Source organism: Hyphomicrobiales bacterium, assembly GCA_016710435.1.
Lineage (GTDB): Bacteria > Pseudomonadota > Alphaproteobacteria > Rhizobiales > Aestuariivirgaceae > Aestuariivirga.
In genome coordinates this window covers 1-10,106 of sequence record JADJVV010000005.1, presented here as the reverse complement: position 1 = coordinate 10,106, position 10,106 = coordinate 1, and the positions used below count along the sequence as shown (strand labels likewise).

17 protein-coding genes are annotated in these 10,106 nt (G+C 61.0%); all 17 read right to left on the bottom strand.

The annotated features are described in order from the left end of the window. Positions 1-144: 144 nt before the first annotated feature. Entirely contained in the window at positions 145-537 is a 393-nt protein-coding gene (locus IPM06_17255; protein MBK8772151.1) for a 6-carboxytetrahydropterin synthase, read from the bottom strand. Positions 538-1,018: 481 nt separating this feature from the next. Next, positions 1,019-1,315 carry a DUF551 domain-containing protein gene (locus IPM06_17250; GenBank protein ID MBK8772150.1) on the bottom strand — a complete coding sequence of 99 codons (297 nt, stop codon included), beginning with the start codon at positions 1,313-1,315 and terminating at the stop codon, positions 1,019-1,021. A gap of 1 nt (position 1,316) precedes the next feature. Further along, positions 1,317-2,021, bottom strand: coding sequence for a hypothetical protein (locus IPM06_17245; protein ID MBK8772149.1), 705 nt, complete (start codon positions 2,019-2,021; stop codon positions 1,317-1,319). Next, entirely contained in the window at positions 2,018-2,215 is a 198-nt protein-coding gene (locus tag IPM06_17240; GenBank protein ID MBK8772148.1) for a hypothetical protein, read from the bottom strand. Before IPM06_17240 ends, IPM06_17245 begins: the two co-directional genes overlap by 4 nt. An 18-nt stretch (positions 2,216-2,233) precedes the next feature. Next, on the bottom strand, positions 2,234-2,527 hold the full coding sequence (locus IPM06_17235) for a hypothetical protein (GenBank protein ID MBK8772147.1): 294 nt from the start codon (positions 2,525-2,527) through the stop codon (positions 2,234-2,236). Then, positions 2,524-2,775, bottom strand: coding sequence for a hypothetical protein (locus tag IPM06_17230; GenBank protein MBK8772146.1), 252 nt, complete (start codon positions 2,773-2,775; stop codon positions 2,524-2,526). The genes IPM06_17235 and IPM06_17230 overlap by 4 nt, the downstream gene beginning before the upstream one ends. A 49-nt stretch (positions 2,776-2,824) precedes the next feature. Further along, positions 2,825-3,325, bottom strand: coding sequence for an HNH endonuclease (locus IPM06_17225; GenBank protein ID MBK8772145.1), 501 nt, complete (start codon positions 3,323-3,325; stop codon positions 2,825-2,827). Then, positions 3,313-4,260, bottom strand: a complete 948-nt coding sequence (locus IPM06_17220) for a hypothetical protein (protein MBK8772144.1) — start codon at positions 4,258-4,260, stop codon at positions 3,313-3,315. Before IPM06_17220 ends, IPM06_17225 begins: the two co-directional genes overlap by 13 nt. Positions 4,261-4,262: 2 nt before the next feature. After that, positions 4,263-4,454 (bottom strand): hypothetical protein, encoded by a 192-nt coding sequence (locus IPM06_17215; protein MBK8772143.1) that lies wholly within the window; start codon positions 4,452-4,454, stop codon positions 4,263-4,265. 10 nt (positions 4,455-4,464) lie between these two features. Continuing rightward, complete coding sequence (locus tag IPM06_17210; GenBank protein MBK8772142.1) at positions 4,465-4,869, bottom strand: hypothetical protein; 405 nt, start codon at positions 4,867-4,869, stop codon at positions 4,465-4,467. After that, complete coding sequence (locus IPM06_17205) at positions 4,859-5,185, bottom strand: hypothetical protein (GenBank protein ID MBK8772141.1); 327 nt, start codon at positions 5,183-5,185, stop codon at positions 4,859-4,861. The genes IPM06_17210 and IPM06_17205 overlap by 11 nt, the downstream gene beginning before the upstream one ends. Next, entirely contained in the window at positions 5,182-5,622 is a 441-nt protein-coding gene (locus IPM06_17200) for a hypothetical protein (protein MBK8772140.1), read from the bottom strand. The genes IPM06_17205 and IPM06_17200 overlap by 4 nt, the downstream gene beginning before the upstream one ends. Next, positions 5,598-5,879, bottom strand: coding sequence for a hypothetical protein (locus IPM06_17195; protein ID MBK8772139.1), 282 nt, complete (start codon positions 5,877-5,879; stop codon positions 5,598-5,600). Before IPM06_17195 ends, IPM06_17200 begins: the two co-directional genes overlap by 25 nt. A 32-nt stretch (positions 5,880-5,911) precedes the next feature. Continuing rightward, positions 5,912-6,652: a hypothetical protein gene (locus tag IPM06_17190; protein MBK8772138.1), complete on the bottom strand. Its 741-nt coding sequence runs from the start codon at positions 6,650-6,652 to the stop codon at positions 5,912-5,914. A gap of 26 nt (positions 6,653-6,678) precedes the next feature. Then, positions 6,679-7,173 (bottom strand): hypothetical protein, encoded by a 495-nt coding sequence (locus tag IPM06_17185; protein MBK8772137.1) that lies wholly within the window; start codon positions 7,171-7,173, stop codon positions 6,679-6,681. A 564-nt stretch (positions 7,174-7,737) separates the two neighbouring features. Continuing rightward, positions 7,738-7,929, bottom strand: a complete 192-nt coding sequence (locus tag IPM06_17180) for a hypothetical protein (GenBank protein MBK8772136.1) — start codon at positions 7,927-7,929, stop codon at positions 7,738-7,740. Positions 7,930-9,072: 1,143 nt separating this feature from the next. Continuing rightward, positions 9,073-9,312, bottom strand: a complete 240-nt coding sequence (locus tag IPM06_17175) for a hypothetical protein (GenBank protein MBK8772135.1) — start codon at positions 9,310-9,312, stop codon at positions 9,073-9,075. Positions 9,313-10,106: the final 794 nt, after the last annotated feature.

The following is a 10,106-nucleotide window of genomic DNA, read 5'->3' as shown; positions in this document are numbered from 1 at the left end:
GCGCCGTTGTCGAGGGCGACTGACTGGCACACCGAAAGGCATATTTCCAGCTGCGACGGGGCCGCGAACGACACGAAAGCGTGCCGTCCAATAAGCGCTTCGGCCGCCTCAGAATTAGATCCGCTGAAAGGCACGCCATGATATTTAATCACGATTCGCCTTGGCAAATAACCCGTCAGCATTGACCGCCATCGCCCAGCATTTTGGAGTTTCCCACACCGTGACAGAATAAATGAACTTGAGTGCGACCTCATCCATGAGCCACCGCGCAATGTTCTCTGCGGTCGGGTTGTCGATGAAGTCATTTAGATTCTGGTGGTCGAGCCTGTCGACAAGCGGCTTGAAGTGCTTGTCGATTTCGTAGAAGTCGAGCCCATTACAGAACCCGTTGGGTTGTGTATCCCCGCGCACTTCGATTTCCACAACATAATTATGCCCGTGCACGCGCTTGCAGGGGTGGCCGTCAGGAACCCTCGGTAACTGATGTGCCGCAGAGAAACTATACTGCTTGCCAATCCGAGAGTAGTGCTTACCCATGATGTTCCCCGTCAAGTCTCGAATGGTGGCCTCCAGTGCCGCCAGGTCGTCGTAGCCGTCGCAGCAGATGGACAGCCCGCCGGCCCCGAGCACGCCCATCATGAACTCCTCCTGGTGCGCCGACATGCCGCGCCGCAGCTCGCCGCGGCGGCCCGGCCGCTTGGCCTCGATGCTCAGGAACACGCCGATCTTCTTGCCGACCATCGCAGGCGTGATGACGACAGGCAGGGCGGCGATCCTGTCGTGTATGCCGTGCACGCCAAGCGCTGTCTGAACGACGGCGAAGTTGAAGGCGTCGCGGCGGTCACACCACTGTCGAACGACGTCCTTAACGTGGTTCTCTGTCTCCAGGTTCTTCATTTCCCCTCCAGTTGAGCAATTCGATTGAGCGCCGCGATTAGCCGGCGTCGCAGCCTGGCGTTCTCCCGCAGCAGGGCGTTGATGGCGAGGCGCAGCGACCAGCGCCGGTACTTCGGGTACATCACGCAGCGATGGGGAGATTCGGTAGCAGCATCCAGTGTGTTACCGGATGGTCCACGATCGCCCAGTGGATCTCCTCGTACTGGTTCCACTCGTACCAGCCCTCTGGCCAGTACGTCGTGTCGGTGACCTCGTCGTAGTCGGCGCCGTCGCCGTCGTTGAAGTAGCCGTAGTTGTCCTCGTCTACCTCGAACTTCGCCGCGTGTGCGGCGCGGAGGATCTGCCGGCCGCACGCCACCAGCACGGGCATCCCGCTGACTGGGAGCCTGTCCTCTACCGAGATCCATACCTTATCCATCTCACTCTCCTGGCGGCCCCTCGGCCTTATCACAGATTCCGGCTTTGTTCGCCCCGCACTGCCGGCACGACTTGGCGCCGCGCCGTGGCGCCGCCGGCCAGTGGTTGGTTCGGTACGCGACTTGCAGGCGCTCGACTTCCGGAAGTAGGACTGCCCAGATATCTGGGAGTTCCCGACGCCGGTAGGTTTCGTCACTGGTCTGGCCATGCTTGAGCCAGATGTAACTGGTGTCGATCGTTTCGAGTTCGGGGAACTGGTGGAACGCCGTCGCCGCGAACAGCGCAGGCTGGTCGTTGTCGGGCCAGATCATGCCGGCCTTCCAGTCGCCAATGAAGGCATAGCTGCCGTTGATGACGGCGACGTCGTAGATGGATCGGCACCACGCCTGCCGGTCGAAGTAACCGCACGGCTTGAACGCCTGATCCAGGGTGACGCGGAGCTGGGTGTACTTGACGCCCGGCGCGGCGAGCACCATGGCAGCCATGGGTTCGTAGGGCGCGTACTGCGCGGGCAGCGGCGTGCCCTTGGCGATGCGCTGCGTGAGGGCGTCGTCGATCCTGTTGCCGGCCAGCATAGCCTCGGTCTGCACGAACCCGACGCGGTCGGCCGAGCCCTTCGGCGCCACGTTCTTGTGGTAGAACATCCGCGGACATTCCATCCAATCTTTGCGTCGGCTGTGGCTCCACGCGATGAAGTCGGTTGTCATAGTTTTACCTGTATGGGTGTCGTGCATTCCGCGCAGCACACACGCCAGCCCTCAAATTCCCCAAGAGGCTTCTTGTGCAGCAGGCAGTTATCCATGATGCCGACGTGTGGGCATTTCCTTTTGTAGCCGACCTCGTCCCAGGCGCGCTTGCCGTCGCCAGTGAACTCACAGAACCGGATCGTTTCGGTTGTCATAGTTTTACCAGGTCTCCGTTACATAGTTCGTTGAGGAACTGTTCGTCTTGCCAGCCTTTCGGGCCGCCGAGCGGGTGTGGGTGGGGCGGTGAATAGTTTAGTTCCTGTTGGTAATGCTTCTAGTCGTTTGAAATCCTCTGCGGATACATGGAAGCACTGGAACTGTTGAGTCTCTAGTTTTATTGCCACCGGCTTCTGCTCCGCGAGGTAGGCGGCGAGGAAGCGTTGGGCGAAGTCGATAATCCACTCGTCGTTGATCCACATGGCACGTTCTTTTCCAACCCGCAAGGCGAGTTCCTTGATGTCAGTCATTTCTTCACCTTCCCAAGCTTAACCGCGAGTTCGTGCTTCTCCCAGCCGGCCAGGAACATGACGGCCTGCTTCCAGTCCTCGAAGGTCTGTAGCGTGATGTCGTTGGCGAAGCCGTGCTCGTTGCCGCCCTTGGTCTGGAGGCATATCATGCCGGCCCCATAATTATGGTCCTGGATCAGCCGGAAGCCGTTGCGATCGGCCATGCCAAACGCCACATCGATGTTGTTCTTCTCTTGCCAGGGGGTCATATGTGTGCCCACCGTTCTCTGCGTTTAATTCGGCTGATAGTCATTTGCCCTACTCCATATTCAGATGCGATAACATGCTGTGGCCTGGCGTCTGCGCGGATTCTAAGTACCTGTTCTGCGTTAAGAGGAGACAGGCGCTCTTTGTGTTGGGTGGTAAGAGGGCGCCCTTTGTTGGCCGCCAGTAGCGCCGCTGCTGCCGCGGGCGGCATCCCTCTTTACCGAAGCGAGGGTGCGCCGCACCGCGCGGCATGCGTTCAGGGTGGGTTATTGCAGGGCTCGGCGGCCTGCGCCCTCTGGCGTCTTTATCATGCTCGTTATCCAACTGCGTACCAACATATAGATGTCGCGGATTGACACACATGGGAGTGTCGCACCTGTGTAGTACCCACAGCCCTGAAGGTATTGGCCCCACATACACCGTGTAGTAGTGCCGGTGGGCTCGAACAGTCTTACCCCGCACTTTCAGCTTCCCGTAGCCGTCTTGGCCGGGCTTACCTGAGAATATCCAGCAGCCAGTATTGCTAATGGTGTGGAAGTCTAGCGAAGCCATGATAGGAGCACTTGTATGTCTATTTCCATACCGCTTGCATTTCGATGTCCGCCGCCGCCGAACGCCTTGGCGACAGCGCTGACGTCGTAGTCGCCATTGGAACGCAGCGAGCAGTAGGCTACCATCTTGGTCTGGTTCAGGGTCCAGCACAGGGCCGAAGGTGCCACTTTGCAAGCGAGTTCGTGGCCGACATCAGAGGCCAGGTGCGGCGGGCAGTTGGCGGCGAGGCCAGGCAGGTTGAATTGATATTCGATCTCGACCCCATCCACCAACTTCCAGACAGAGCACTTCCTGGCGCCGCCCTTCACCACAGCCTGCACGTTCTGGTCGTGGGCGCGAAGGATGGCAGCGCCCTCGTGAATCATCCCCTCGGCATCGGAGTCCTGCGCAAAGTTATCCCGCCACTGCGCGAACGACCACGGCGCGTAGCTCCACAGCGCCTTGCTGAACTCCTTGGTGCCATCGATCCGGAACTGCCAGCGATCGTAGTCGTCGATATGTTGGATCAACTTGGGAACCTCGGTGCCGGGGCAGAAGTATTCCCAGGCAAGGTAAGCGCCAGAGAAATTATCATCGAGGGCGATGTAGTGTTTCAGTGGATCAGCGCCGCCTTGAGGTATGGCTGTCCAACGATCCCCTTTGCGGAAACCCCCTGTCCACATCTCGAACGCCGTCTTGTGGTGATCCAGCCAGACGACGCGCTTGGCCGACGCGAACAAGGCGTCCATCACTTCGCGCGGGAAGCTGAAGTCGAGGATGTAGACGTCGTTGTCTTTTGCAGCCAGCGAGACTTTCATGTCGAAGTCCGCCGGCGTCGTAACTTCGCCGTATTGGCACGCCACGTAGTCGGCGCTGTCGCCCAGCCGGAGCCAGGCAGCGAAGGCGGCGCCGAACCCGTCGGCACAGTTGGCATGATAAATCACGAGCGGCTTCATTCTTAGTCTCCGTCGTTATCCCAACACTCGATGTCCGCATCGGCCGCCGCTGCCGGGTCGGTGCTCAGTCCGGCGCCGCATTCCAGTTCTACTTCCAGCGCGATCTCGGCGGACTCCCGCGCCTGTTCTGGGGTCATGCCGCCGCAGGCCTGGTAGCGCGCCGCGCACAGTCTCAGCCATTCATAGCTGTCCATGTTGTTGCCCTCACCCATCCAAGTTGTCGAAGTCCGGAAACTGCGGCTCCGTCATCGGTGCCGGCGGCTCCATGCGGACGAACCGGGCGGCAGACGACAACAACTGGTCGACGCCCTTGTGTAGATATTCCAGCGTGTGGTTGTTGAATATCTCGCGCTCACCGGCGAGCACCGGCAGCGGGTTCTCGGATTCGTGGGCACAGACGGCGGCGACGGAGTCCCTGTAGACGTGCCACACGTTGCCGCCGCACATGTGCACCCACTCCTGCTCGTTCGCAAACCGCACGTCGGAGCACACGAAGAGCTGCGGCACGAATTCGGGGTACGGCGCCTGACTACGCACCCGGTCGATCCAGATATCGGCCCGGTCAAGCCAGTAGCCAAGGTTCTGGGCGCGCCTGAATTCACTCCCCACCACTGGAGAACCTGACGGGGCGACAGCGGGAGGGCGTCAAGGTCGAAGTAACTGTCATGATGCCACTTGGCAATCTCAGCGCGTGCGATGGGGACGAATCCAGCGTCGAAACAATGCCGGAGCGCCAGCAGCGGCGTTTCCATTTCCTTTGTGTCGCGGTCGCGCAGCAGGCCTCAGTGACGCCGAACGCCGCCGATACTTCGCGGCGCAGGGCGTCGGCGAAACTGAACTTGATGAAGCCATAGTGCCGCACGAGATAGTCTGCGACTGAATCTTTCCCGCTTCCTGCTTTTCCTGCCAGGCCGATCAAAATCATGATGCCCCCTTCAATGTGTCTCCAATTTTACCTTCGCCGATGAGCGGCAGCCCTGGCGCCCAGTCTGGCGTCCTGCTCATCTCCTGAACCATGAACGCCAGCGCGTCCGCCGCCGCGTCTTCTGGTACTACAGTCACGACGTCGTCATAGGTAGACAGGGCCACTATCAATAAGTTCCTGATCTCCAGCAGTTGCCGACTAACGATGCAGTAGTGGATGCACTGCACGGTGTTTTCGACCAACTTGGCGCCAAAAAGTTTCAACCGGTTGCGACCATTGAAGTAACTGGCCTGGCCGTGCTCGTCGCGCGAGATGCCGTCGTATCGCATGGCCAAGCCGTTGGGCATCCAGATCTTGTCCTTGGCGGTACGCATGACGCCGTGCGCGCCGAACACCATCTCACGGCCGGCAATCATGGCGTCAATGACCTGCTCCATAGGCCCCAGTAGGCGACAATCTTGTCCATCCTGGCGCGGTACCGATCAATCAGCGCATTAGTCACGGCGGCGTGGATGAGCATATCGTTTAGGTTTAAACGACTTGGTAACTCGGATACCTCCTTGACCTTGCGCGGGTTGTTGAGGAAACGACTCGGGTCGACTTGCAGGGTCTCCATGTCGGCCATCCCGAACTGGATGGGAGGCGCCCCCAGCATGCCCTTGAGCAGCTCGGCGCTGGCTTTCAGGTACCCCATTCCGAAGCCGCATCCCAGAATTTGAACCTTGCCTAGTTGGCCAGGTATGTGGTCAGGCGCCAAACCTTTCCGTCTGGCTGAACTATTTTCAGTTTCCGATCAACCGGCCGGCCATAAATGACTGATGCGTGCTCGCTGTAGACGTCGCGACCCTGGGCAAACGCCTCCACGAGGTCGTGCTGGCCAGCCAGCCAGGCTGTGATGCGGGCTTCACCCTGCCCCGAGTCGGCCGTGATGATCTTGTGGCCGGGCGGCGCCATAATGGACGCCGCGATGGCCGAGAGTTCGGGGCGGTTCTCGTTGTGTTTGGACGAGATGTTCAGCCAGTTCATCTTGTCGCCGCCGCCCATGCGAAATGTGTGCGCGGCTCCATAGGACACGTACACGGGCATCACGCCGCGCTCGGCGCACTGCTGGTACCGTGCGGCTCGCGTTTCGACGATGTTCGATTTCACGGCTATGCGCGCCTCGGCGACGCACCGGACCTCCTCGTCTTCGTCCTCCAGCAGATCCTGCATGCCGTGGTCCGTCTTGGCGAAGGCGTAGATCTGCTCGCCGGTCGTGGGACTGGTCTTTACAGGCGGCTCGACGCCGTACTCCCGCAGCAGGGCGGCGAGCTTGTCGTTGGACCCCACGATCTTCTTGTCGACGCCGGTGCCCGCGCACTTCTTGCACGGGAGCCCCTCGAGGTCGGCTGCGAGGTAGCAGCAGGATCGAAGTCGGGTGCCATCGCCGCCGCACACTGGGCACAGCATGCCGATGCGCCGCAGCACGTCGATCTTGCGCTGGCGCTCCGTCGCTACCGCGCCGCGGAGCCTGTCGACGTCGCCCAGGAATACGGCTCGGTGAACATACGCACTACAGCGTCGATAACTCGCAGTTCATCCGCCGGCATCTGCTCCAGGAATATCTGCGCCAGGTCGTAGGTGCGCTCGCAGTCGTTGACGCAATAGGCGCCGTATTCGCGGATCTCGGCGGCGCTGAAATCGGCGCGGTGCTTCCCCTTGGCGAACGTCACGTAGTCGCCCTTGCGGCCGGGCAGGTGGCGGATGCAGAGGTCGTGCAGGGAGTTGCCGGCTTTCGGCCCATCTAGGACGCGCGCCATGCTCAGCGTGTCGATATGCAGGGCCGGCTTGAGATCGTGGTGATGGGAGAGGATGAGGCCATCAAAGTGGCTGTGATGGCAAATGAGTGCCGTGTTGTCCCAGTCGACCTCTTCTTGCAGGAACGCGGCGGCGCGGTCGGGTAGCAGCCAGAACGCCTTGGTGTTGTTGATCTTGACGCCCAGCAGGATCTCCTCGAACCGCGGGTCGCGGACGTATGCCCTCTGTCGTCATATTCGAGAGGTTGTAGTCGGCGGCGTAGTATGTCTCTATGTCAACAACAATTACGTCCATTCCGGAACATCCTTGTAGGTTTCCTGCGAACAACTAGGCTTATTGCCCGCTGACTAACCCCATACGCGGTCGCTAGCGGTATCCTGAAGCGCTGCCCGGCGTCGCCACCAGCACGACTCGCCGCCAGGTCAGTACTCGCGGGGTCGGTGTCGACGTCGGCCTCTTCAGCTTTCAGGTAGTCCGATAACATCGTCATCACGTCCTCCATTTTTGAGTGGGCTGTCGATCGACAGCGGGTCGGGCTGCCCAGCCTTCTCGTCGCCGGGCGTGGCGCTGCCGCACCCACAGCAGCAGGTCGGCCTGCTGTTGTCGGGTCAGGCGCCGGCGTGTCGGCGGCCGCGGGCCATGCTAGCCGCTGGGAGTACCAGGCTATCGAGACGTTCGGGCAGTGTCGTCGGCTTCATCAGGATTGCGTGGAGTCGGTGCGGTAGAGTTATACGCCAGATGGCGAACACATCACGTTATGCCCCATCGCCGTTCCAGCAGTCGCGCAGGAACATCCACGCCTCATGCATCCCGGTTGTCAGTCCCTGTATCAGCCCCCACGCCATGCCCAGCGGCAGGGCCAGCGCGAGGAACAGAATCACCGTGACTGCCCGCCGAAAGATTGCCGGCCGCACTTGTGGCAACGGTTTATCAATGTCAAAAAACATAGTCTCCGTCCTTAGTCATGGGGCATAACCCTACGGTCGACCCCGTTCGCTTCGCTCTCTGGACGCTGCGCGATGAAGCCGCGCAGCGCCGGTCACCTACACGTTAGAACGCAGCATCTGCGCCGCTCCGGATGCCGTTCGCGTCAATCACCATGCTTGGTGCCCATCCGGGGCCGTTGATGAACTTCAACCACGTTTCAACGCTGCTGCCTTTGTCGGCTCCCCATCGCGTGCCGGCCATGTGCTGCGCCAATTCTTCTGGCGTGGCGAACACCGGGAAATCGGGCTGCCTTCGCTGACAGTCTCCCAAATCTGGTAGCCGTCGCCGGTAGGCGGTTGGGTGCGCGTCCAGTCTTCGGCCGACTGCTTGGCTTCAGGAGATTCCCAGATCGTCCCGTTACCGTTGCATTCCTGGCCGTCCCCCACTCTTCCGGCAGTCCCGCTGCTGCAATGATCTTCTTCGCCGCAGACCATTTGTCGCAGGCGTCGTGCCCCATGAAGGACGGTGTGCGGCCAGCAAGGCCAGCAGTCAGTTCTGCCATGCGTCCGCGCCGCACGTCTTTCCTTGCGTGCGGGTAAAGTGGTGCCTCGCACAAGTATGGGGTGGCATGCGCCTCGCAGCGTCGGTTCCAGACAGCATCAACAGCGACACAAGGTCGCCAAGGCGCTGGCTTGCCGTTGTGGCTCCGCTGCCACCGCAGGCGGTGCAATTGTGACTCTTCGCGTAGTGGGTTCAGGAAGCCGCTCCACGGCTTGTCCATCGGCCACTGAAAATCCAACGGCACGCGCTTCAGTTCTCTTCCCATCGTCTTCTCCTTAAAATGCGTTCTAACTAATCGTTCCAGCGAGCCACGCGATAATGCCGCTCAGCCCCTCAACTCAAACGTTGGGCGTCACCAGTCCACGCGGGCCACGCTTCAACCCGGCGACGCCATTGCCCTTGCGCAACTTCATCGGGGCGCCAAACCCCCTGCTGTCTCCGGCTCTACGCTCTATATGAGCCGGGCATTTCAGCCGGTGCCGCGCTAGGCCCGCAGCAAGCCAGTAGTGGCCATGATTGCCTCCATCAGTTGTTGTTCGCGTCCTGCGATTCATTTCGCCGCCCAACCCGTCAGCCCACGCGGACGCCTTCGGCGCCGAACATTATGTTGACTCCAGTATGGCGTCAAGGTGGGCGAGCGTCTCTACGCCAGCATCTTCCAATCTGTCGAGGAGGGCCAGCGCGGCGCCGAGATTGTCGACGGTGTTGATGCCGGCGTCGGCCAGCGCGTCGATCATCTTGACTGTGGTGTCCAGGTTCTCGATGTCCAGCTCGGCGGCGCCCAGGGCGGCGATGCTGGCCGGCGTGAAGCCTGCCCTTCCACTGCCTCGAGGATGGCGCATTCGTCGTCACTGGGGTGCAGCCGTTCAACCCAGTCGACCAGCCACATGAGGTCATCCGGCAGTTCGGCGCAGCGCGTTCAGGGCGTGCTCGGTGCCCATGTTGTTGAGCAGTGTGGCGGTGATCATGTCCATATCCTCTTGGCTGATTTTACAACGGCGGGCGCGGCCGTACATGCGGCGCGTGGCTGTCGGGCTTCGTCGCGGTAGTGGACTGCCGCCCACGTCGCGGCGGCAGTAGTGCAGAGCAGGACCAGCACGGCGCCGATAACGACGTTGTCCGCGGTTCTGGGTTTCATGGTTCCCCTTTCGTTGTGGGCGCGGCTTCGCCTTGAATACGTTCTGACACCATCGCATCAAATGAGTTCCACCTGCCGTGCGCTTCATCATAGGCGACGCTGATGCGCTGCCGCGAGTCCGGATACGGCGCGGCGATCGTGCAGGCACTCGGCGAGGGCGCGGCCGTGCGCGATTATGGCGTGGTAGTGCGCCGGCGCTCGTGTCGCCGCGTACAACATGTATGCCAGCAGGTTCAGGACTGCGAAGCACCGCGACGGCTTCACGCCATGCAAATGGTTCGGGGCGGTTCATAGCTGCCACCCGCGGATAACCGCCACTGCGGCGACGTACTCGACTGCCGCCAAGACTTCACGGCGGTCCGCTTGTCGGCCCAGTATTCGCGGGCCTTCATTCAGGCGCTTTTCACGGCATCCGATGCGAATAGATAGGCGCCCATCGCGCTGCCACCCATATGCAGTCCACCCATCTGGGTAACCGGCTCCGATTATTCCGTCGGT